The organism is Fischerella major NIES-592 (assembly GCF_001904645.1).
Lineage (GTDB): Bacteria > Cyanobacteriota > Cyanobacteriia > Cyanobacteriales > Nostocaceae > Fischerella > Fischerella thermalis.
Map to the genome: position 1 here is coordinate 21,645 of NZ_MRCA01000010.1, position 24,395 is coordinate 46,039.

General features: G+C 40.7%; 18 protein-coding genes and 2 pseudogenes. 13 read left to right on the forward strand and 7 right to left on the reverse strand.

The genetic code is table 11. The annotated features are described in order from the left end of the window. Positions 1-219: 219 nt before the first annotated feature. Complete coding sequence (locus tag NIES592_RS17045) at positions 220-1,059, reverse strand: carbohydrate ABC transporter permease (RefSeq protein ID WP_073556382.1); 840 nt, start codon at positions 1,057-1,059, stop codon at positions 220-222. A 716-nt stretch (positions 1,060-1,775) separates the two neighbouring features. Here NIES592_RS17045 and NIES592_RS17050 point away from each other — a divergent pair. The 6 genes from NIES592_RS17050 to NIES592_RS17075 all read left to right on the forward strand — a co-directional run bounded on the left by NIES592_RS17050 (position 1,776) and on the right by NIES592_RS17075 (position 8,409). Next, positions 1,776-2,300, forward strand: coding sequence for a hypothetical protein (locus NIES592_RS17050; RefSeq protein WP_009458136.1), 525 nt, complete (start codon positions 1,776-1,778; stop codon positions 2,298-2,300). Between the two features lie 177 nt (positions 2,301-2,477). Then, positions 2,478-3,548 (forward strand): Mrp/NBP35 family ATP-binding protein, encoded by a 1,071-nt coding sequence (locus NIES592_RS17055; RefSeq protein ID WP_073556383.1) that lies wholly within the window; start codon positions 2,478-2,480, stop codon positions 3,546-3,548. 117 nt (positions 3,549-3,665) lie between these two features. Further along, the gene (rodA, locus tag NIES592_RS17060; protein WP_073556384.1) at positions 3,666-4,979 is read left to right on the forward strand and encodes a rod shape-determining protein RodA; all 1,314 of its coding nucleotides are present in this window, start codon (positions 3,666-3,668) and stop codon (positions 4,977-4,979) included. Between the two features lie 113 nt (positions 4,980-5,092). Further along, a complete protein-coding gene (locus tag NIES592_RS17065) occupies positions 5,093-5,290 on the forward strand; it encodes an NAD(P)H dehydrogenase subunit NdhS (protein ID WP_009458130.1) in 198 nt (65 codons plus the stop codon). Positions 5,291-5,380: 90 nt separating this feature from the next. Beyond that, on the forward strand, positions 5,381-6,037 hold the full coding sequence (locus tag NIES592_RS17070; protein WP_073556385.1) for an HAS-barrel domain-containing protein: 657 nt from the start codon (positions 5,381-5,383) through the stop codon (positions 6,035-6,037). Between the two features lie 230 nt (positions 6,038-6,267). Next, on the forward strand, positions 6,268-8,409 hold the full coding sequence (locus tag NIES592_RS17075; RefSeq protein WP_073556386.1) for a cation:proton antiporter domain-containing protein: 2,142 nt from the start codon (positions 6,268-6,270) through the stop codon (positions 8,407-8,409). Positions 8,410-8,569: 160 nt separating this feature from the next. Here NIES592_RS17075 and NIES592_RS17080 read toward each other — a convergent pair whose 3' ends face one another. After that, positions 8,570-11,242 (reverse strand): two-partner secretion domain-containing protein, encoded by a 2,673-nt coding sequence (locus NIES592_RS17080; RefSeq protein WP_073556387.1) that lies wholly within the window; start codon positions 11,240-11,242, stop codon positions 8,570-8,572. 735 nt (positions 11,243-11,977) lie between these two features. On the opposite strand from NIES592_RS17080, the gene NIES592_RS17085 reads away from it, so the two are divergent. Together NIES592_RS17085 and NIES592_RS17090 are read left to right on the forward strand one after the other, a co-directional pair. Continuing rightward, a complete protein-coding gene (locus NIES592_RS17085) occupies positions 11,978-12,913 on the forward strand; it encodes a UDP-glucuronic acid decarboxylase family protein (RefSeq protein WP_062245472.1) in 936 nt (311 codons plus the stop codon). 120 nt (positions 12,914-13,033) lie between these two features. After that, on the forward strand, positions 13,034-14,425 hold the full coding sequence (locus NIES592_RS17090) for a UDP-glucose dehydrogenase family protein (protein ID WP_073556388.1): 1,392 nt from the start codon (positions 13,034-13,036) through the stop codon (positions 14,423-14,425). Positions 14,426-14,594: 169 nt separating this feature from the next. Here NIES592_RS17090 and NIES592_RS17095 read toward each other — a convergent pair whose 3' ends face one another. Then, the gene (locus NIES592_RS17095) at positions 14,595-15,041 is read right to left on the reverse strand and encodes a TOBE domain-containing protein (protein WP_009458119.1); all 447 of its coding nucleotides are present in this window, start codon (positions 15,039-15,041) and stop codon (positions 14,595-14,597) included. A 497-nt stretch (positions 15,042-15,538) separates the two neighbouring features. On the opposite strand from NIES592_RS17095, the gene psaC reads away from it, so the two are divergent. The 4 genes and pseudogenes from psaC to NIES592_RS17120 all read left to right on the forward strand — a co-directional run bounded on the left by psaC (position 15,539) and on the right by NIES592_RS17120 (position 20,573). Next, entirely contained in the window at positions 15,539-15,784 is a 246-nt protein-coding gene (gene psaC, locus NIES592_RS17105) for a photosystem I iron-sulfur center protein PsaC (RefSeq protein ID WP_009458117.1), read from the forward strand. Positions 15,785-16,129: 345 nt separating this feature from the next. Next, the gene (gene glmS, locus NIES592_RS17110) at positions 16,130-18,031 is read left to right on the forward strand and encodes a glutamine--fructose-6-phosphate transaminase (isomerizing) (RefSeq protein WP_073556389.1); all 1,902 of its coding nucleotides are present in this window, start codon (positions 16,130-16,132) and stop codon (positions 18,029-18,031) included. Between the two features lie 504 nt (positions 18,032-18,535). Then, positions 18,536-18,706: pseudogene (locus NIES592_RS17115) on the forward strand (ATP-binding cassette domain-containing protein); the annotation flags it as partial. Positions 18,707-18,761: 55 nt separating this feature from the next. Continuing rightward, positions 18,762-20,573 (forward strand): ABC transporter ATP-binding protein, encoded by a 1,812-nt coding sequence (locus tag NIES592_RS17120; protein WP_073556390.1) that lies wholly within the window; start codon positions 18,762-18,764, stop codon positions 20,571-20,573. A 196-nt stretch (positions 20,574-20,769) separates the two neighbouring features. Here the strand turns inward: NIES592_RS17120 and NIES592_RS24640 are convergent. Further along, positions 20,770-20,916 (reverse strand): annotated as a pseudogene (locus NIES592_RS24640) (IS701 family transposase); the annotation flags it as partial. Between the two features lie 9 nt (positions 20,917-20,925). Here NIES592_RS24640 and NIES592_RS25300 point away from each other — a divergent pair. After that, positions 20,926-21,066, forward strand: coding sequence for a hypothetical protein (locus NIES592_RS25300; protein WP_178379573.1), 141 nt, complete (start codon positions 20,926-20,928; stop codon positions 21,064-21,066). Between the two features lie 59 nt (positions 21,067-21,125). On the opposite strand, the gene NIES592_RS25965 is transcribed toward NIES592_RS25300, so the two are convergent. From NIES592_RS25965 to NIES592_RS17135, 3 genes are all read right to left on the reverse strand, one after another. After that, positions 21,126-21,455 carry a hypothetical protein gene (locus NIES592_RS25965; RefSeq protein ID WP_256678164.1) on the reverse strand — a complete coding sequence of 110 codons (330 nt, stop codon included), beginning with the start codon at positions 21,453-21,455 and terminating at the stop codon, positions 21,126-21,128. Positions 21,456-22,116: 661 nt separating this feature from the next. Then, complete coding sequence (locus tag NIES592_RS17130; protein ID WP_062245458.1) at positions 22,117-23,079, reverse strand: chlorophyll a/b binding light-harvesting protein; 963 nt, start codon at positions 23,077-23,079, stop codon at positions 22,117-22,119. A 118-nt stretch (positions 23,080-23,197) separates the two neighbouring features. Continuing rightward, the gene (locus NIES592_RS17135) at positions 23,198-24,232 is read right to left on the reverse strand and encodes a chlorophyll a/b binding light-harvesting protein (protein WP_062245457.1); all 1,035 of its coding nucleotides are present in this window, start codon (positions 24,230-24,232) and stop codon (positions 23,198-23,200) included. Between the last annotated feature and the right edge of the window lie 163 nt (positions 24,233-24,395).

Genomic DNA, 24,395 nt, shown 5'->3' on the forward strand with positions numbered 1-24,395 from the left:
AGGCTTGATAAGAAACTAAGCGAGAGAGTTTTCTCGCTTGGTTGAATTTTTGGGTGTGATGCTTTTTCTGTTTTTTTACGGTGTTCCTTGTTCGCTTTTAAGTTTTAGAAATCGAACACAGATGAACACAGATGTAGACGCCCTTAAGGGCGGCTTCCCGCAGGGTAAATCGATGGACATTGATAGATTATTTGTTGGGATTATAATCCATAATTCAATTTATCCTTTCACGCCGCTACCAGCTTCTGTCGGTACGATGTAGCGTTGTAGAAAGAGAAATAATATCATTACTGGCAGAATGGAAATTACTGAGCCAGCAGCTACTAAGCGCCAATCGAGAGAAAAAGTACCTGCTAGTTTTGCTACGCCTAAAGGTAGGGTGTACAAGCTTTCATCTTGAATCACAATCAAAGGCCACAAAAAGTCACTCCAAGAACCAATAAAAACGAAAATTGCCAGAGTGACTAGTGCCGGACGAACTGCTGGTAACATTACATACCACCATATACCTAACTCTGAACAGCCATCCATACGTGCTGCTTCTTCCATCTCTTTTGGTACACTCATAAAAGCTTGTCGTAATAGAAAAATACCAAAGGCAGAAGCTAGGCTAGGAAAAATTATGCCTAAATAAGTGTTTCTTAAACCCAACTGGACTGTCAAAATATATAGGGGGATCATCACAATTTGAAATGGGATCATAATTGTGGAAATAATTGCGATAAAAATCCAGTTTCTGCCTGGAAATGAGAGTCTAGCTAAAGGATAAGCAGCCAAAGCGCAAAACAGTAAATTTAATCCCACAGTTAGCACAGCAACCAAGGTACTGTTGAATAAGTATTGTCCAAAAGGATTAGATTGCCAGACACTGACAAAGTTCTCAAAAGTTGGTTGAGTTGGAAATAATTGTGGTGGTGACTGAAAGATATTTTCAGTTTGAGATTTGAGTGCAGTACTTACAAGCCAAAATAAGGGGAAAAGTGTCACTATTGCGATCGCAATTAGTATAGTATACGTCCCTATGTTTTTTACTTGTGAGTTGCGACTAGAAAAACTCATATTATTGATTGCGAATGAAGTTCACCGATATTTGATCTTATTCAAATTTTATTCACAACAGGCAATTAGACCCAGTACGCAAATTAAACCTGTTGATAGAGTCATAGCAGCTGATGTTGGATAGAAAATGAAGTGGTAGTTTCTATGACTATGTATTTTATGTCAGTCAGTACGATTGAGGTTGTTCTAACCCAAGCTGCGATCACATCACCTAGCATTAGGGAGTAAATATAAAGCAAAAACATGCTTTTATGCTTGGACGTGAGTAAAAACTCCCAGAATCCATTACAAAAATTTATGAGGAATTTTTAAAAAATATAGTCAAAAGAAAAATACCAGTCGTTACACCGAAAAAATCCGCAACCGCACTTTGCTTTCCTTTTACCTAACTTCTGTAATAATTTTTAGTTGGGTTGTAAGACTCTAAGCCAGCAAATTTAAAAACAAAGATGTATAATCGCATACCACTTTTCTGTGAACTTCCGCAGTAAGTAGGAAGACATTAGACACTGATTAATTATATTTATAAAAAAATAGAAAAAATGGTTTCTCTTGCAGATTTTACTTGAAGTCAAAAGGGAAGGGAGGCGCGGGGATAAGAGGACAAGGCAGACAAGGGAGACAAGGGAGATACAACTAATCCTCAATCCCCAATGTCCAATCCTTGCTCCCCGACCTGAATTTATCAAAAAGCGTGTAGCGAGGAGATAAAGAAAATGCGAGCTTGGTTGTCCAAATTCATCCAGCGCAAACGTCGTCGGTTTTGCGCATCTTTGGTGCGAACATATCGCGAGATAAGTTCTGCTTCTGTTGATGAACTCTGGCAAAAGCTAGTTAACTTGGCAGATGTCTCCTGGCATCCATTGCTTAAGAGTACCAATGTTCCTTATGGGTTAGTACCCAAACCAGGGCTTATTTACAAAGCGGTGACACGGTTATCACCCATTCCTATACATATTTTTGTAGAACGTGTCAATCCTAGAGAATTATTAAGCATCAGAGTACTAGCAATTCCTGGTGTTGAAGAACGGGTCAGTTACAAAATAGAGTCTACAGTTTGTGGTACTTATTTGTCGTATTCTGTAACATTACGTGGTTGGTTATCACCATTGATTTGGTTATTTTCTCGCCCTTATACCGATCGCGTTGCCAAAGCTTTGATTGAGGCAGTAGAAAAGGGCACACTACCAACAGTTCCAGGGAAGAGAAAATCTCTCAACGACAGTTGTTTTGATTTTTAGAATTTGGTTAGTGGTTAGTGGATAGTGGTTAGTGGTTGATGACTAATAACAATTACCAGTCACCCATTACCAATTACCCATTACCTACTAACTACCAACACTTTCAAATTAAGATGCAAGTAGATAATCATTGCAGTTTGTTAAAAATGATTGCGGCAGTAAGCGTGAAATAAATTTATGAACGATGTTCTCGATTCTCAGTCAGTCTTAGAAGTGTTGCGACCAGTTCAAGATCCAGAACTTCGCAAAAGCCTGGTAGAAATGAATATGATTCGTAACGTCAAAATAGATGCAGGCAAGGTCAGTTTTACTTTGGTATTGACTACACCTGCCTGTCCGTTACGTGAATTCATCGTAGAAGACTGTCAAAAAGCAGTCAAAAAGCTGCCAGGAGTTACAGATGTATTTGTAGAAGTCACAGCGGAAACTCCTCAGCAAAAAAGTTTACCCGATCGCACTGGTGTGACTGGGGTCAAGAATATTATCGCTATATCCAGTGGCAAAGGTGGCGTCGGTAAAAGTACAGTGGCTGTGAATGTAGCAGTTGCTCTAGCACAGGCAGGAGCCAAGGTAGGTTTACTGGATGCCGATATTTATGGCCCCAATGATCCAACTATGCTTGGTCTAGCTGATGCTCAGATTGTAGTACGTACCTCTGATCAAGGGGAAATACTCGAGCCAGCTTTTAATCATGGAGTCAAACTAGTGTCAATGGGCTTTTTGATTGACCGCGACCAGCCCGTAATTTGGCGTGGGCCAATGCTGAATGGCGTGATTCGTCAGTTTCTCTATCAAGTGCAATGGGGAGAACTGGACTATTTACTCGTAGATATGCCACCAGGAACAGGAGATGCTCAGTTAACATTGACACAAGCAGTCCCAATGGCAGGGGCAGTAATTGTAACAACACCACAAACCGTTGCTTTGTTAGATTCTCGCAAAGGTTTGCGCATGTTTCAACAGATGAATGTACCTGTTTTGGGTATTGTAGAAAACATGAGTTATTTCATTCCTCCAGATATGCCAGAAAAGCAGTATGACATATTTGGTTCTGGTGGTGGCTCTAAAACAGCAGCAGAATTGGGAGTACCCTTATTAGGATGTATACCTCTAGAAATCTCTACTCGCATTGGTGGTGACAACGGTGTACCAACAGTAGTATCCGATCCAGATTCAGCGAGTGCCAAAGCATTCAAAGCGATCGCTCAGACAATCGCAGCCAAAGTATCAATTGCTGCTCTAACATAAAAAATGGAAAACATAAGAAAATGTAATTTTTGTCTGGGTAGAAAACTACGGGTCGGAATACAGATTTTTAGTACTCAGTAAATTTAAAATCTAAAAACTAAAGTCTATAGTCGCCCAATGTTGTTAAAAAGGTCACGTTCTTCACTTTTACAAATTCGCTGGAAATATTGGTTTAAGCCTTGGCAGCAAATGGACTGGTTGTTGTTGTCTTTGCCAGTCGGCTTGACAATATTCGGCGGCATTATGATCCGTAGTACCGAATTGAATCAAGGACTCACTGATTGGTGGTGGCACTGGTTAATTGGTGGGATTGGTTGTGTAATTGCTTTATTGCTGGCCCGTCTACGTTATGAAAATCTGCTGCAATGGCACTGGATTACTTATGCACTCACCAATATCAGTCTCACTGCTGTCATGATAGTTGGTCACAGTGCCAAAGGCGCCCAGCGATGGGTGAATATCTTTGGTTTCAATGTCCAACCGTCAGAATTTGCCAAAATCGGCGTAATTATTACCCTCGCGGCGTTATTACATAAACGTACTGCTGCCAACCTGGATAATGTATTCCGCGCTTTGGCGATTACTGCTATTCCTTGGGGATTAGTATTTATACAGCCAGATTTAGCAACATCACTTGTGTTTGGTGCGATCGTCTTAGGGATGTTGTATTGGGCAAACGCTAACCCAGGCTGGCTGATATTAATGATTTCTCCCATTATTGCCGCAATTTTGTTTAGCATATCTTGGCCCTTTGCGATCGCTTTTTCAGAAGATCTCAAATTTGGACTATTGGGACTAATTTGGTCAGTAGCAATGGGCATTGTGGGTTGGCGCACCCTCCCTTGGCGGCGATTTTATCTGAGTGCGATCGGCGCATGGGGTTTGAACATGTTTGGTGGTGAATTAGGGCTATTCGCTTGGAACCACGTATTGAAGGACTATCAAAAAGATCGACTCACTTCATTTATTAACCCCAATGCTGATCCCCTTGGTGCTGCTTATCACCAAATCCAATCTCGTATTGCCATCGGTGCAGGAGAATGGTGGGGATGGGGCCTTTTTAAAGGGCCTATGACGCAACTGAATTTTGTCCCTGAACAGCATACAGATTTTATTTTCTCTGCCGTAGGTGAAGAATTTGGTTTCATTGGCTGTTTGGTAGTGTTGGCAGTCTTCTGCTTAATTTGTCTGCGCTTGTTACACGTCGCCCAAACCGCTAAAGACAACTTTGGCTCTTTGTTGGCTATTGGGGTTTTGTCTATGATCGTTTTTCAGATGATAGTCAATATTGGCATGAACGTTGGTTTAGCACCAGTGGCAGGAATTCCCCTACCTTGGATGAGTTACGGGCGTTCAGCAATGTTGAAAAACTTCATTGCTCTAGGGATAGTCGAGTCAGTGGCGAATTTTCGTCAAAGGCAGAAGTATTAGTTAGTTGTTTGTTGTTTGGAACAATCAACAACCCACAACCAACTATCAACTACTAACCAATGACCAATCACAAGTATTAAGCTAATAACAGGAAACAAGCGAGGATAAAAACCATGATCCTGCCTGGAGCAACTGTTCGTGTCAAGAATCCAGCAGACACCTACTATCGATATGAAGGACTTGTACAGAGAGTCAGTGATGGCAAGGTTGCTGTACTGTTTGAAGGTGGTAACTGGGATAAACTAGTTACCTTTCGTCTCTCTGAATTAGAAGCTGTAGAAACAACCGCCGGACGTAAAAAAGCAAAATAGTCAAAAGTTCAGAGTCAATGGTCAATAGTCCACAACTTTTCGACAATTGACCATTGACAATTGACCATTGACAATTGACCATTGACCACTATGCGCCTTCCCCTGCCACAATTTAAGCGAGGCGATCGCCATCCTAACCATTTTGCAGAGGTGATCGCAACCAGTACATGCGAGTTTTTAGCCCAGTGTTTGGAACCGGAAGACTTAAGTTTTCCCTCCATGCCTCCCTTTGGTAGCTGGGTTTGTTCTGTGGATGAAGAGTCGGGCAACCAGATTTATGCTGTGGTATATTATGCCACAACTATGCCGATAGATTCCGTACATAGACCAGTGGCTTTGGGATTATCGTTGCAGGAATTGCGGGAGGAACAACCCCAAATTTTTGCTATGCTCAAAACAGAATTTCGTGCTGCGATCGTGGGTTTTGCAGTCACATCAAATGAACGGAATTCTAGTAGTAATTTGTATCAATATTTACCACCACGTCCACCACAAATTCATCAACCAGTTTATAGATGCGAACCAGAAGCAATCATTAAATTTACAGAACAACTAGATTTTTTGCGGACTCTACTTACTGTAAATGGTGCGCCAGTAGATTCTTTAACCGCAGCAGCTATTCGGGAAGTGTATTGGTTACGCAAAGCTGACCGACAATGGTTAGTTCAAGCTGGACGTACTCTCAGCGTGCTGCTGAAAGATGACTACGATCGCCTACGGTTTATTTTGAGTCAAATCAACCCATAGGTAGTTTTCCAATCATTAGCTTAGTTAAGCATAGTAAAATTTTTATATTTGTCTTCTGAGTAGATTTTGATCAGTGATCAGTTATCACTCTATTGTTAGAAGTACAGTAAAAAGCATTTCTTTATATCTGAATTCTTATCTCCAGGGGCTTGCAACCTTTTTGATAAATCTAAATCTTTGATAACTGATAACTCTTCGTTGTCTCACCATCACCCCTGCTAGTCCTACCTATGGAACTAATGTTACAAGTTCTTGCTGTTGAACCTACTGCCCAAGTTCTCGCTAAAGAACCCATTATTCCTTTTGCTATTCTGCTAGTAGTCATCTTAGTGGTCCCAATCATCTTTGAGCGACTACGACTACCTGGTTTAGTTGGTTTGGTGTTATCAGGGATATTACTAGGTCGTCATGGCTGGAATGTATTTCCCACTGAAACACCAACCATGAGTTTGCTCTCAGACATTGGGTTAGTTTACTTGATGTTTGTAGCGGGTTTAGAAATTGACTTAGAAGAGTTTCGCCGCAAAAAGATTCCTGCTTTTGGCTTTGGCAGCTTAACCTTCAGTTTACCTTTGGTAGTAGGAGTGTTCCTCAGTCGGAGTTTTGGGTATGAATGGAATGCTGCTATATTCATTGGCTCGATTGTGGCATCCCACACCCTTTTAGCATATCCTCTGATTAATCGCTTAGGAGTCACAAGCAACGCAGCAGTCAGGACAACGATTGGGGCGACAGTGATTACTAACTTAGGTGCATTACTGGTATTAGCTTTATGTTTAGTTGCAAACAGCGATAATTTGAGCTTTTGGCAGGTTCTTCCTTTTTTTAACTCGTTGATTGTCTACACAATCGTTGTTTTAATTGGCTGCAATTGGATAGGTAAAGAATTCTTTCGTCGTTCAGGAGATGACGAAGGAAATCAGTTTTTGTTTGTCTTATTGTCTGTTTTTCTTGTTGCTTTAGTAGCTCAATTTCTCGAGATAGAAAAAATTGTCGCTGCTTTTTTAGCTGGTTTGGCAGTAAATGAAGCTGTTGGCGAAGGGCCAGTCAAAGAAAAGGTTATTTTTGTTGGCAGTATACTATTTATTCCTATTTTCTTTGTTCACCTGGGCTTACGCATTGATTTGCCTACTTTTTTTAGTAGTTTGATCACACTTCAGTTCACAATTTTATTGGTGGTGAGTTTATTTGCTAGTAAATTTATTGCTGCTTTCGCGGCAAAATTACTTTACCACTACAACTTGCAGGAAACGTTAACTATGTGGTCGCTGTCATTACCTCAAGTGGGTGTGACATTAGCCGCAGCTTTAGTAGGGTATGAAAATGGCTTACTCTCACCAATATTATTAAACAGCGTCGTTGTCTTGATGTTGGTGAGTTCAATTGTAGGCTCATTCATGACTAGTCGGTTTGCTGTTGGTCTAACTGCTTCAGTTATCAAAGAACTACCATTTACTAATCAAACTCACATCGATGCTGGAAAAACAGACAGCAGCCCTTCCACTATAGTTGTGCCAGTTTATAATCCTCAAACACAGCAATATTTGATTGAAATGGCGGCTTTATTGGCACGTCAGGCAAAAAATGGCAGGATTGTACCATTAGCTATTGCTACGGCTGTGGCCCATATGGATGCTCCCCAGTTAGAAACGTCTATAGAACGCGGTGAACGTTTACTGCTAAAAGCTACAGCCTTAAGTAGAGTCTTGGGTGTGGAAGCACAACCACTGCTGCGAATTGATGATGCTTTTGCCCAGGGAATTAGCAGGGCAGCACGTGAACAAAAAGCTGATTTAATTTTAATGGGTTGGGGTAAGCGAACAGGGTTAAGGGCGCGTTTGTTTGGGAATGTAATTGATAGTGTTCTATGGGCTTCCCATTGCCCAGTGGCTGTAACTCGTTTGCTGGAATCACCGAGAAAAATTCAGCGGATTTTAGTTCCGGTAGAAAATTTTATGGCACCAGCCTTGCAACCTATACAATTTGCACAAATTCTTGCAGAAGCAAATCAAGCACAAGTAACTGTGTTGAGTGTCTGTGAACGCCGTACTAGTTCCAGTAAAATTGCATCCAGGCGATCGCAGCTTTCTCAAATAGTATCAAATGTATCTTCAGCTCATCCACCAGAAATTCAAATTATCGCCCATGAAAATGTTGCTCAAGCAATTTTACAGGCTGCACGATTATATGATTTAGTTGTCCTACCTTTTGTACGTAATCGTACTAGTCCGGGTGGGTTAGCAATTAGTGATGTGACAACTTATTTAGCTAGACAATTAACCTGTTCTATTGTCATGCTAGGAGAACCACAGCGTACTGAAAAATCAGTAACTGTAACAGTTGGTGTTCCTAGCCCTATACCTGTAACTTAAAAGATTTTCACCCTTCTCCAAGCCTCTCCTTGTTGCGGGGAGAAAGTTAATTGAACCACCAAGACGCCAAGACGCCAAGGGTTCGTAGACTGTGCGTAAGTCCTAGAAGGAAACTGGAGGAGAGGTCAAAGCAGAATTTGTCGAGATGACTGATAATTGATTAAAAGGGTGCAGGACAAGCCGCTGTTGATTTAGAAGTGCGTTGGGGATTGGTGGTGTTGGGGTCATAAGCTGTCAGCACCACCTCACCTTTGTTGTTAAATATCCAGCCTTGGGCGGGGATAATTTGTTTAGCAGTGGGTTGGGTTGTGGGTTGGTTGATATTAGAACTTTGGGAATTGCTGCTAGTGGTAGATGGCTTGACTAAATCAACGCGAACATTGTCGCTGTTGAAGCTTTCATTTGGGCTGGATGGCAAACCACCTCGTCCGATGATGGTAAATGAGCTACCAGCACCTTTTTGACAGGGATTTTGAGCGATTTGATCGGTGGGATCTGTCAGATTTTCTGGTAGTTCGACTAATCCCTGGCTGGGGTCTACATCTGGGGTGTTAATTTCCACAGTGCCACTCAACGTGGGATTTTGCTGTGAAATAGCAGTAATATCATTTGTCTGTAATTTACTGGGGTCTAAATCTTGAGGACGTAACCTTTCAAGCTCTTGCCGACTAAGAGGATTTATGCCAAACAGACCTTGAGTTCTAATCACGATTTTCCCACCGCTACCTCTGAAAGCATTGGCAGTGATGTCACTATTTTCCAAAGGGAAAGCAACGATGAATGGAGTATCAATCGTTATATTACCGCCATCTCCACCAGTGCCAGTAGTGCCTGCGGTGGTGGAAATTTGACTGTTATTACGCAATAACAAGAAGTCTTGCGATCGCAGTGCAATATTGCCGCCTTTACCGCTAGCTGTTATTGCTGAAAGTAATGCTCCACGATCAAGGGTAATTTTGTCTGCTTGAATTTGCAAGTCTCCTGCGTTTCCTCCTCCTCGACTGTCTACCGCAATGCGATTGCCGTCAGTGATAGCTAACTCAACGGGATTACTAATGATGATACTGCCACCGTTACCTGTGGAGTTAAGTTCTGTGATCGCAAATAACCCACTGACCGCTCCTTGATTTTTAACAACATCACTCAATACATCAGTGTTTCCAGGAGTTGATTTTAACCGTTGTTCAACTTGGGCGACTCGATTTGCGAAATTAGAATCGCTCCCGGACAGCGTAATTTTGTCTGTAACATTAAGCTTGATGTTCCCAGCTTTGCCACTAGTGCGGGTGGTAGTGAGCAACTGTCCACCATTGAGCGCTTCAAAGTTTTTGGCATTAATTGTAATGTCACCCGCATCACTCGTCGAGTTGAAGGTGCTGACAGTTATAAAAGCACTATCGGTGATGCGAAAATTACTAGTAGTAACAGTGATATTTCCTGCTGAACCGAATGTCTCTCTCTCAGCAAGCGCCAACAATCCACTAGAAAATCCTGTAGAACCGTATCCAGAAAGTGTGACAGAATCAGAAGCATTGACTTGAATGTTTCCTGCACTTCCTTGTGCGCCAGGGCGATCTCCAAATGGCCGGAAAAGCGAAGTACTAATTTGAGAGCCATTTGTTACCAACAGCGATCCCACTTGGATGTTGATGTTAGATGCCTTACCGTTACCTCCAGCCTCCACAATGCCCCTCACTTGAGCGTCATTGGTCAAGGAGAGTAATTTAGCTGTGATATTAATCTCACCTGCACTACCCCTTCCTCCAGAAAGTATGTTGTTTTCTATTCGGGCATCTAATGAAGCATTAAAGAAGTTAGTATTGATATTGATATTACCTGCATCGCCAGAGGCATTTGCTACTAATTGCTGATATATTCCAGCACCCAATCCACTTCGCCCAACACCGGAGATATTAAACTCATTAGATTTGACTGTGATATCGCCTCCTTTCTTTGTTGCTGTACCTTCAATACCACCAACCAACCGTCCACCATTGGTTGCTGTAAATATATTCGTATTGACTGCTATATCTCCTCCCCCGTTTCCCCGCACAGCTACTCGTGCATCATTAGCCAAAGTTACATTCGACAGCAAAATATTAGAGGGGAAGTTAAGCCTAAATGTATTACTATTTGTCTCTAACCCAACTGTTCCCGCTTGTGCTAACCCTCCTAACTCGATTCTTCCTCCTGCTGCTGTTAGTCTCCCACCATCTAATAAATTAACGTCACCGCCCACAAGTGCCAGACTATTTCCTTTTTGCACCTGAAGCCCAACAGGATTACCACTGTTATCAACAGCTATAGATTGATTGGTAATATTCCCCGGATTATCCCGAAATCTCAATCCAATCGGAATATTCACACTTAACACTGGCGGTGTTTGCAAATTCGTAGCACTAAACTCCACCCCATCAGGAAACAACAAACTGTTAGCCGTCGTGGCAAAAAATGAACCACCGATGTTGAGGCTAGCATTCGGCCCAAAAACTATACCCGCCGGATTGAGTAAAAATAAATTCGCGCTACCTTGGGTTCTAATCAAACCATCAATATTAGATATCGACCCACCTGTCACCCGACTAATAATATTTTGCACATCGACAGGATTTTGGAATACCGCTGAACCACCAGTAGGGACAGAAAATTGGCTAAAACTGTGAAAAAGATTTCCTCCGGCTTGATCCCCATTCTCAATAGTAAAATTTGAGCCATCAGGGCTAGTGACGGTAGTGGATAATGTTCCATCACTTGACACTTGCGCTTTAACTGGGTTGATAGATGCAAGACAGCCCAAAGTAAGTAGGGGTAAGATGACCAAGAGCGATCGCATATTAATTACTCTATTATTTACAGTAAAATCCTGGACTCCTCTGTTGTTTATTAAACAGCTATGTGAATATCAAATTTACTTTAATAATGAGTAAAAATATCAAAAACCACTCCCTGTTTTACTGCAATTTTAGGGAGTTAATGTAGGTATTGAGGTTTATTTTTACCCACCTTTAAGAGAAATAGTATTATTGATGAATGTGATTGCTAATACTTAAGTAAACTAAGTAAATTTATATCGAGATCACCTTCAATGTGTGATTTTACGCAGTGCTACCACTTGTTTATTCCGTTAATTTTTTATGGTGTTGATAAGTTTGTAGTTAGGACTTTAGTCCTAGCTACCAAAAGCGCTTAAGCGCTCACTACCAACCACTAACTACTGTACAGGCGGGTTTTGATATCAATCTGGTGATTAACGCCAATAAATTTTGTGGTTCTTACCCATACACCAGCTACTACAACGTAGGGAACGGTTCCCCTACTTTAAAAATCTTTATCTTCTTGAAGATTTCATGAAATATTATCAGCGGCTTCGGTATTCTTGAAAGATGTTTGATAACTTTGCATAAAGAATTGTTTAGCAATTGAATAAAATAAATACTCACGTACAAAAATTTTTGACCAAAAATATTTCTGTGAGTACTCCAGCTTGTGCTGTATTTTTATTCCCATTATGGGTACTCTAAGCACAAGCGCGATCGCGACTAATAATATCGTAACTACCTAGAAGACTATGAGAATTTTGGTGACGGGCGGTGCTGGGTTTATTGGCTCACATTTAATCGACCGATTAATTGCTGACGGACACGAAGTAATTTGTCTAGATAACTTTTATACAGGTCATAAACGCAATATCCTCAAGTGGATGGATCATCCGTATTTTGAATTGATCCGTCATGATATCACTGAACCAATTCGGTTAGAGGTAGATCAAATCTACCATTTAGCTTGTCCAGCCTCCCCAGTGCATTACCAATACAACCCCGTCAAAACCGTGAAAACCAACGTTATGGGTACGTTGAATATGTTGGGGTTAGCAAAGCGGGTGAAAGCACGCTTTTTGTTAGCTTCCACTAGTGAAGTTTACGGTGATCCAGAAGTTCATCCCCAAAACGAAGAATATAGGGGTAGTGTTAATCCCATTGGGCTACGTTCATGCTACGACGAAGGCAAGCGTATTGCTGAAACTCTAGCATTTGACTATTACAGACAAAACAAAGTTGATGTTAGGGTTGCTCGCATTTTTAATACCTACGGTCCTCGTATGTTAGAAAACGATGGTCGGGTAGTAAGTAATTTTGTCGTTCAAGCCTTGCGCGGTATTCCTTTAACCGTATACGGAGATGGTTCACAAACACGTAGTTTTTGTTACGTATCAGACCTGGTAGAAGGACTGATGCGGCTCATGAATAATGAGTACACAGGGCCAGTTAATTTAGGAAATCCTGACGAATACACAATCCTAGAATTGGCTCAGGCTGTGCAAAATCTCGTCAATCCTGATTCACAAATTAAATTTGAGCCACTACCCGCTGATGACCCGCGCCGCCGTCGCCCCGATATTACTCGAGCGAAGACTTGGTTAAATTGGGAACCTACCGTTCCGCTGCAAGAGGGGTTAAAACTGACTGTAGAAGATTTCCGCGAACGTATAAAAAATGGTCAATAGTGATTGGTTGTTTGTTGATTGTTGATTGTTGGTTGGAACAACTAAACAAATAAAACAAACAATAAAGGGAAACTTCTTTTTGAACATTTAACCCCAAACTAAAGCGAGGAATTAAGTAAAATGCGTGTTTGTGTAATTGGTACTGGTTATGTTGGTTTGGTTACAGGCGCTTGCTTGGCTCACATTGGTCATGATGTAATTTGTGTAGATAACAACGAAGAAAAAGTTAAGTTAATGAAGTCTGGGCAATCACCTATTTTTGAACCTGGGCTTTCAGAAATCATGCAAAATGCCATCAGTGCTGGTAAAATCCAGTTTACGACCGATCTTGGTGCAGGAGTCAATCACGGAGAAATTCTGTTTATTGCTGTAGGGACACCACCCTTACCGACTGGCGAAAGTGATACTCGTTATGTGGAAGCTGTGGCTCGTGGTATTGGCACTCACCTTAATGGTGGCTATAAAGTAATTGTCAACAAATCTACTGTACCGATTGGTTCTGGTGACTGGGTAAGAATGATTGTTTTGGATGGTATTGCTGAACGGCAAAAAACACTCGTACCTGCTGGCGGGGTGCGTGATGATGAACAGTTACCAGAAATTACAGCCCAGTTTGATGTCGTCAGTAACCCAGAATTTTTGCGGGAAGGTTCAGCAGTTTATGATACTTTTAACCCAGATCGCATTGTTTTAGGTGGCAATAGCTCCAAAGCGATCGCGATGATGGAACAATTATATGCTCCAATTGTGGAGCGTAAATATGCTGAGGATCAGTCTTTACCTCCAGTACCAGTGTTGGTAACAGATTTGAGTTCAGCAGAAATGATTAAATATGCTGCTAATGCCTTCTTAGCAACCAAGATAAGTTTTATTAACGAAGTTGCTAACATTTGCGATCGCGTCGGTGCTGATGTTACCCAAGTCGCCAAAGGTATCGGTTTAGACTCCCGGATTGGGAATAAATTCTTGAATGCTGGTATTGGCTGGGGTGGTTCCTGCTTCCCCAAAGATGTTGCAGCCCTGATTCACACCGCCGATGACTACGGCTACGAAGCCCAGCTACTCAAAGCCGCAGTCAGCGTCAACGAACGTCAGCGCTTGATTGCTGTGGAAAAACTCCAACAAGCCCTGAAAATTCTGAAAGGTAAAACTGTGGGACTACTCGGTCTTACCTTTAAACCTGATACCGATGACATGCGCGACGCCCCTGCACTCAACTTAATTGAGCAGCTCAATAGACTAGGAGCAAAAGTCAAAGCATATGACCCCATTGTTTCCCAGTCTGGTTTGCGTGATGGTCTTACTGGTGTGTTAGTTGAAACCGATCCACAAAGACTAGCTGATGGTTGCGATGCTTTAGTGATTGTAACCGAATGGCAGCAGTTCAAAACTCTTGACTACGCTCAGATGGCAAAATTAATGAACCACCCCGTCATGATCGACGGTCGTAACTTCCTCGACCCAGAAATGATGCTGAGGGCTGGCTTCCAATATATTGGTATAGGTCGATAAATAATGTTTCCAAGACTTTTTGTTGCGTGTCTTTGGAAAAAATAAATATTCTTTCAACACTCCCATCTCTTTCACCGAGGTGGGAGTTTTAATTTTGGTGCAAGATATTTGACTTCAGCTTTCATATCATGTCCAGCAAAAATCTCCTGAAATTATAGTCAGGAAATTATCAATCTTTGGCAATTACTATGTCTGTAGATTTAATTACAGCATATGCTTCTCCTCCGACAGCCAATTCTAATTCTTCACTTGAGACTTTCGTGATCACAGAGGTGAGCTGGACTTTGTGAACAATCTCTAGTGTGACTTCACTATTGACTGGCCCATTCACAATTTTAGTAACAACTCCTTTAAGAACATTTCGAGAACTTACTTTTAATGGTTTCTTTTGAGTAGTAACTTCTGCTGAGTTAGTGCTAGCATCTTCTTCTTTGGGCATAGTTGGTAATGAAGCTAGAGAAACTGAAGACACTGGAGACTCTTTGTTCAAACTGCGTACAAATTCCCGTAGAACCTCTGTCTTTGTGCGTTGAGATTGCTGACAAAACTCCTCCAGCATTTTTCGTTCCTCCTCAGAGGTTTGAAATGTAATCCATCCTTGTTCTTTTCTTGGCATAACCTTACCAAATCAGTTGGTATTTTGTTGGTAATTTTGGTAGTATTCTACCAACCGTCGATTTTATAAAAAAATCTCTCAAGCTGTTGTCCTATAAAAGGAAAAAGCTTTTTGATTTTAATTTTTGCAGAATTTATTAATAATTTACTACTGGCAATTTGTTTGCGATCATTTACCCTCTTCACATTATTAGCATAATCAAACACCAACTTAACTTGTCTGTGCTGGCTTCTCAATCTTGGTAAGTGAAAAAAGATGAGCCAGAATACCGTCAGTCTTTATACTTATCGTCAGTACCAATTCCGTTAAAATTCGGGATCTCCACCTGTCCCAATTCCTGATCACCAATCTCTAATCCTCAATCCCTAATCTTCAATCCTATTACGTTGTTTAAAGTTATGTAGCCTTTTGATTACGACAGCTAAGCCACTGCGGTAAACTAAGCCTTGATATATGATTCTTTCGCGGAGAAGAACACCTCATTTAGGAGTTTTTTAATGTCTCATACCGTAAAAATCTACGATACCTGCATTGGCTGCACCCAGTGTGTCCGCGCTTGCCCAACAGATGTGTTGGAGATGGTTCCTTGGGATGGCTGTAGAGCTGGTCAAATAGCTTCTTCCCCCCGTACAGAAGATTGTGTGGGTTGCAAGCGCTGTGAAACTGCTTGTCCCACCGACTTCTTGAGCATCCGGGTTTATCTAGGAGCTGAAACAACTCGCAGTATGGGTCTGGCTTACTAAAAGCCAGAAAAAGCCCACACCATAACTGATTGTGTCAGGTCGGTGTGGGAGCAGTCACTTTCTTAATTAGCAAACTTTTTTAAAAGATAGGGTAGACATTAGGCTTCTTATAGAGGTTTAATGCCTACCCTATAAACTTATCGTTTTTTTATAAAAATTAAAAAATCTTAGCATTTAATCAATAGTTATTGGGAATTGGGTGGAGCAAATTTTGGGAAAGGCGATCGCATCTTATTTGATCTGTGCCTACGGTCGTGGGGAACGGTGAGTTTCCCAATCTCCGATCCCCTGACTTAGCATCTATACTGGAATTTAATCATCCTGAAAATTGTAGTGGTGTGAGTAATGTGCGGTATCGTCGGTTATGTAGGGACTCAAGGGGCGACAGAAATTCTCTTATCTGGGCTGGAAAAACTGGAGTATCGAGGTTACGATTCAGCTGGAGTTGCTACGATTTGGGAAGGAGAAGTTAATTGCGTCCGAGCTAAAGGCAAACTATCTAACCTACGTTCCAAGTTAGAACATTTACAAACTCCTGCCCAAATTGGCATTGGTCATACTCGCTGGGCTACTCACGGCAAACCAGAAGAGTATAATGCTCATCCGCATATGGATACAGCAATGCGCGTGGCTGTGGTGCAAAATGGCATTGTGGAAAACTACCGCGAACTACGCGAACAACTCAAAAATCAAGGACATCAGTTTCGCTCAGATACAGATACAGAAGTTATACCCCACCTAATCGCTCAATTTCTCAAAGAAGAAATGGCCCTAGGACAGATTAATTCTGATTCTCTGTTCTTGGAGGCTGTGCGAAAAGCTGTTAACGAATTACAAGGTGCGTTTGCGATCGCGATCATCAGCGCTGACTACCCTGATGAATTAATTGTTGTTCGTCAACAGGCTCCCATAGTCATTGGTTTTGGGCAAGGAGAGTTTTTCTGCGCCTCCGATACTCCCGCGATTATTTCCCATACCAAGGCGGTGCTACCCCTGGAAAATGGCGAACTGGCCCGTCTCACTCCTTTGGGTGTAGAAATTTATAACTTTGCTGGTCAAAGGTTGAAAAAACACCCCCGTCTACTCAGCTTGAATCCGATGATGGTGGAAAAACAAGGATTCAAGCACTTCATGCTCAAGGAAATCTATGAGCAACCAGGAGTAGTGCGGGCAACTTTAGAAGCATACTTTCACACTGATTGGCATCCAGAAAACAGTAGCAGTTCTCCAATCAATATTGGTTTACCAAGTGAACTATACGCAGATATAGAACAAATTCAAATTGTAGCTTGTGGTACTAGTTGGCACGCCGCTTTAGTCGGTAAATACTTACTCGAACAACTAGCACAAATTCCCACTCAGGTACAGTATGCCTCTGAATTTCGCTATGCTCCCTCACCCTTGACACCTAATACTCTAACTATTGGCGTAACTCAATCAGGTGAAACTGCTGATACACTAGCAGCCTTAGCAATGGAACAGGAACGCCGCCAAGGTCGAGAACCAAAGTATCAAGCACGACTTTTAGGTATTACCAATCGTCCCGAAAGTAGTTTGGGGCATATGGTTCCCCATATTATTAATACCCTTGCTGGTATTGAAATTGGAGTAGCAGCAACCAAAACTTTTATTGCTCAATTGATGGCGTTTTACGCTTTAGCGTTGGATTTGGCTTATAGTCGCCAAACGCTTCCCTATGAAAGCTTAGAAGATATCCTCAAAGGATTACGGCAAATTCCCAAAGAAATAGAAGCAACTTTGGAAAGTCAGGAAAAATTAACCGAACAATTAGCCCATGAATTTGCTGAAACCACAGATTTTATCTTTTTGGGTAGGGGAATAAATTTCCCCATTGCTTTGGAAGGAGCATTGAAATTAAAAGAAATCAGCTACATTCATGCTGAAGGATACCCAGCTGGAGAAATGAAGCATGGTCCGATTGCTTTACTAGATGCAAAAGTGCCAGTAGTAGCGATCGCTATGCCTGGTAGTGTCTATGAAAAAGTAATCTCCAACGCCCAAGAAGCAAAAGCCCGTGATTCTCGCTTAATTGGTGTTACCCCCGTCAAAGATGGAGAAGCAGGAGAAATTTTTAACGATTTAATTCCTGTCTCTTTTGTAGATGAATTACTTTCTCCCATCCTGACAGTAATTCCCTTGCAATTACTGGCTTATCATATCGCCGCCCGGCGTGGTTTGGATGTTGATCAGCCTCGTAATCTTGCTAAGAGTGTGACCGTAGAATAGTATGAAATTATACTGATATACAATTGTGGAAAGATAATATAGTTGTAAAATTTATCCTGTAGGTGCATATGCAAACATCTACAGGAGTTTTTCTAGCTAGAAAAAGCAAGATTGCACACAAGCCAAATATGAGCGTTACTGTAAGGAAGGTCTCAACGGAAGCGTATTGCTTTATCTTTCCTTTATCGAGCAGTGATTACTCGTGTGAATAGAAGAATTGTCTATGACTAATACAGTCTGATTTTTTAACGTTTCACAAAATTTATCAATACAAGCTATGAAAAAGTGAATTCAGTTGAAAAATTATATCAACGTTCGAACAGTATTAGACATCTTCATCTGATGAAAAAGAATGTGGAGACGCGCCATGAAAAGAATGTATAGACACGCTATTTGAAGCGTCTCTACAACGATTTTGGATAACGCATAATTAATGTCTATTATTTAGACCTGTTTCAAAATCAGGAAATGGCTGTACAATCTGCATAATAATGTAATCTATATAAAGATGAGAACAGTGTGCAACAAGCACTGGAAATTACAAATATGCGATCATTAGCAGAGCAAGAATTAGATACTTTGTCTGGTGTAAAACGACAGCAAGCCTGGATTGCAATAGCGCTGACGCAAGATACAAATATTTTGCTTTTGGATGAGCCGACTACTTTTTTGGATTAGGCGCACCAGATAGAAATTTTAGATTTTAGGTAACTACAAACAACAAACAGTCGTGACAACAACATCAAAACCTCCTAGAGTATCTAACAAGCGTAGGAATTCAGCCCATCCTTTACATCGCTTGCTAGACTATGGAAGCCAATATCGCCAACAAATTTGGCAAGCAACAATATTTTCTATCATCAATACAATTTTAGACTTAGCGCCACCGTGGTTGATTGGGACTGCGGTAGATATTCTCGTAAAGCAGCAAGATTCTGTACTTGGCAAGTTGGGAATTCAAGATATATTTTGGCAATTTTTGTTCCTGTCATTTCTGACTGTCATTATTTGGATATTCGAGTCACTTTCTCAGTACGCCTATGATCGACTTTGGCGGAATTTAGCACAAAATATTCAGCATCATTTACGCTTAGATGCCTACAATCATGTACAAGAATTAGATTCAGCTTACTTTGAAGAAAGTAGCACAGGCGGTTTGATGTCAATTTTGAATGATGATATCAACCAACTAGAAGACTTTTTGAATTTTGGAGCGCATGAAATTATCAGCATTAGCACGTCAATTATCATTTTAATTGGTGGTGCTTTCTTGATTTTGCCTCCCTCTATTAGCCTAGCAGCAATGTTGCCAATGCCATTTATTGTTTGGGGTTCCTTTAATTATCAAAAGCGTCTGGAAGATCGTTATGCTGAGGTACGAGAAAAGGTAAGTTTTCTCAACTCACGACTAGCAAATAATCTCACTGGCATTAACACAATTAAGAGTTTCACTGCTGAAGAATATGAAAGTGCTAGATTGGCAGAAGAAAGTGAAGCATATAGAAGGAGTAATATCAAAGCAATTAAACTTTCTGCTGCATTTATTCCTTTGATCAGAATGCTAGTTTTAGTAGGGTTCACAGCCTTACTATTTTGGGGAGGTATGGCAACATATGCTGGTGTGATATCTATTGGTAACTACAGTGTTTTACTAGTTTTAGTACAGAGATTATTGTGGCCCTTAGTAGAACTAGGAGAAATCTTTGACAAATATCAAAGGTCAATGGCTTCTACCAATCGTGTCATGGATTTATTAGATACTCCCATCAATATTATTAGGGGAGATATATCTTTACCAATTGATAAAGTACGTGGTGAAATTGAGTTCAAGAAAGTCACTTTTGCCTATCAAAATAGAGAACCAGTCATTAAAAAACTATCCTTACATATTCCGGCAGGAAAAACTATTGCTATTGTTGGTTCTACAGGTTCCGGAAAAAGTACTTTAGTTAAATTAATACTGCGATTTTATGACATTTCTTCTGGAACTATTACTATTGATGGAATTGATATTCAACAATTAAATTTACGTGACTTGCGTCGTAGTATCGGCTTGGTAAGTCAGGATGTATTCTTATTTCATGGAACTGTTGCTGAAAATATCGCCTATGGAACTTTTGATGCTACCCATGAACAAATAATTGCAGCTGCGAAAATCACCGAAGCTCATGATTTCATTATGCAACTCCCTCAAGGTTATGAAACAATAGTTGGAGAACGAGGTCAAAAATTATCTGGAGGACAACGCCAAAGAATTGCTATAGCTCGGGCTGTTTTAAAAAATCCGCCTATATTAGTTTTAGATGAAGCTACATCAGCGGTGGATAACGAAACGGAAGCTGCCATTCAGCGTTCTTTGGAACGGATTACTTTGAATAGAACGACGATCGCGATCGCCCATCGTCTTTCTACTATCCGTAATGCTGATTGCATTTATGTGATGGAATATGGGCAATTTATAGAGTCAGGAACTCATGAAGAATTGTTGGATAAGAATGGGGTTTATGCTAGTTTGTGGCGAGTGCAGTCGGGTGTGAGTTAACAGCCAATAGTGAACAGTCAACAGTTATCAGTAACCTGTGTCTTAATCACTGTTTGCTGTTCACTGATTGAAATAATGATTTTTATTAGATGAATTTTGTTTTGTGTAAAGGTGAGAAAAATTTATTTCAACTTTATTCAAAAATTTATCCCTATTCTGTTACATTCCAAAGTAAGCAAGTAGTAAATAAGTGAAATTATCCAGAAACATACCAGGGTTTAAATTGATTCATTGCAGCAATTAAATGATGGAATCCCAGCAATAAATGTGAATTAGGTAAAATATCTAGCCAGGAATAAATTAACCAAAATAGTAAGAGTGATTGAATAATTAGGCGTTGCTGAATCAAAATATGAATTTACAATTCACTGGTATGACCAGACGTAGTAGAGACGTAGCATTGCTACGTCTCTACGTCTGGTCAATGATTTGGCATCGAACTACAAAAATGTATGCACACATAATTCATGACCAAATTCAGCAAGGCCCCTAATCATGCGTGGGAAATAGTGTTGGGGTACGACTAAGAAAAAATCATGAGCGATCGCGCTGCTAAATCTGAATGTATTGTTGAATTTGGCTTTCAATCGGCGCACGTTTAATTTCTCCCTCACAATAACCTAGTTCGTACATACTTGCAGCTTGAGAATCTTGTTGTGGTGGTATTTTAGGTTGTCCAGCCCACGCATCAGATTTTCCTAAATTAAACCAATCTTCATCAGTTATCCCAGAACCAGATTTGTTCTGCATTGTTTTTTGCATTTGGGCATCCCTAGTTCTGTTATGCATATCAGTTTCTTTCATAACTATCCCAGAGCGCTGCAAACAGCGTTTGTGCATAACGCCATTACCACAATCATAATAATAGTCCTGGTCATACATTACCTCTTCCCTAAGTATGAATCGCCATTGCTTTCCCCAAAGTAGAACGCGAAAGAAGAGCAAAAGAATAATCTTTTTTCCTCTTTCTTTTTGCCCTTAGGGTCTTTGCGGTTTTTTATTTACACAGTTTGTAGAATTGTCCCTACTTGGGAAGAAGCCCGAAGTTTGATTTTGGTGCATCGATAAGGTGTGCGAGGCGGTCAACCCTCTGAGGGTGTCAGTTACTATCTGATTTGACTCAAAGTCACGACAGCCAATAGCATCTTCTGTACAAGCCATGATTGGATTGACTGTGCATTTTAGGCGATGATCATTGGTGAAATAAGCACAACCACTACAAGGTACTTGATGTAGTTTCTTAACATGCTTAATTCCTTTCTTCATGGAAATCAAGATACTACAGAAACCCGAAATCAAAATCGTCCAAGCACATAAACCAAAAAACAACTTACTCAGCAGCATAAATCATCCTCTAAATTTCCCAAAAAATAGCCCGCAGCTAACAGCTGTAAAGCGCAGGCATGAATCTTATTGAGCTAGTGTTGGTGTCAAAATCCGAGAATTGAGAAAATAAAAATTATGAGTTTTTAGTTCTTAATTAACACCTCAAACTGAGCAAATATTTGTGTAAATTCAATTCGTTATTCTTGTTTCCTAATTTCTAATTCGATTGATGGGAACGCCAATAATGCCAGAAATAACCTGCAAGTGCTAATATTCCCAAAAAACACTGAATTGTTGCTAGAACATCACGCTCATCACCGTAAAACTCTTTAGGATAAACAGTTTCGTTATATCCAACAAATACAGCAGATATAAAACCCATCAAAGCTAAACCTAGCAAACTATAAGACAGAATTTCCTCACCATTGTCTATTGGTAAAATTTTTCTTACCCAAGTAAATGGTGGTACAAGAATATGCCACACACCACCAAATATTAAAATTAAACCAATCCAAATATGACCACCTATAACGTCTTCTAAGTTATCAACACTTGCCATTCCTAATAAAGTCCAATTACCATCTTTTAGTCCCACCAAATAACTAAATATTTTGACTGGGTCTAAATTCGGGTTACTAATCAAACGCACATCTCCTAAATGGGTATCATAAACTCCTCCAAAAAACATGGCTTTTAGAACTAATAAGAATGCACCAAAACCCAAAACAATCAGGTGATGTCCTAAGATTAAACCCAGTTTTTGCGAGTCATTCCACTCATAGTGAAATTTGGCAACTTGTCCGCCGCTACTGTATAAAATTTGTGGGCCGCGAAAAACATGAAACAAACCACCCGCCCCCAAGACAGCAGATGCAATCAAATGTAAAATGCCAATCACAAAATAAGGATAAGTATTGATGACTTCACCCCCAGCACCTACACCCCATCCTAAAGTTGCTAAGTGGGGTAACAAAGTCATTCTCTGCTCGTACATTGGTATGTCGGGAACAAAGCGCGTTACTTCTGAGATGGTAATTGCTCCTGCCCAAAACATAATTAAACCTGCATGAGCCACATGAGCTCCTAATAGTTGACCAGACAAATCTATTAAACGAGCATTACCAATTAACCAAGGTGAGTTTGTATTAGCTGCAAAGGTTTTATCAGTCGATATTGCCACTGTTCAACACCTTTTGAATGTGGATTTTACAAGTTTTAAGAAGATGACTTTTGCTATTAGCCTAGAACTAAAGTTCTAGGCGTACTTAGAATTAAGATGCAAGATATGTGTACAAGCTTTACGAGCTTGTTTCAATTGCACTCAATGCTCTTTCAACTCGTTTGAAGTCAAAACCAATAGCTCGTAATGCGTGCCACAAGTGACCTTGCAGGAAAAAGAAAGCTAGGAAGAAATGAGTGTTTGCTAACCATGCTCTGGAAGTGTAATTTCCATAAGGTAACTGAATAGTGTCAGCAAAATAGGGACAAACACCAAACTTGATCTCTAACGCAGGGCCGTAAAATTCCACAGGATAAGCTAGGGTGTTAACTGCACAAAAGTAAGCTGCAACAAAACCTGCTAAGGCAATACCACCCAAAGAATAAGAAAGAATTGCTTCACCAGAGAAAATGAGTAGTTTCTTAGCCCAAGGTAGAGGCTTGACAAGAATGTGCCAAACGCCGCCAGCAATCAAAAGTAAGCCAACGCAGATATGTCCACCAACTACGTCTTCTAGATTGTCGACACTAGCAAAGTGAGTTTGATAGCCAAAGATGACGAATGGGTTGAGAGTAGGTTCAGTAACTACCCGGACATCATGAATTGTGGTATCGTACAGTCCGCCCCAGAACATGGCTTTTGCTACTAACAGCAAAGCGCCAGCACCTAAGAAAAGTAGATGATGTCCCAAAATAAAGCCAAGTTTATTGGGGTCATCCCATTCAAAATGAAATTTACGCGCACGACCTGTTGCATCTTTTAGGTTCTCAGGACCCTTAAGAGTATGAAAAATCGCACCTGCACCCAAAACTGCTGATGAAATGATATGCAAGGCTCCAATGACAAAATAGGGATAAGTATCGATAACTTGACCACCTGCTCCCACACCAAAACCTAAGGTAGCTAAGTGAGGCAATAATATTAGTCCTTGCTCACCCATTGGTATATCTGGTTGATAGCGTGAAAGTTCAAACCAGGTAAAAGCCCCCGCCCAGAGAGTTGTTAAGGCTGCTTGTGCAACGTGAGCGCCAATAAATAAGCCAGAAAGATTGGCAAAACGAGCGTTACCTGCCCACCAATCATATTTGACTTTGGGATTATCGTAAGTTTGCATTGCCTAGCTGTTTACTCCTTATTGCTAGTAATAATCAAAAACTATTTGCCCTAATCTAAGGAAACACTTGCTTGTAAAGGTATTTACAAGCAAGCTATTTACTTGTTTGCTTGGACGTTGAGAGGAAACACAATTGAACCGTGGAAGATTCTGCCTAACTATA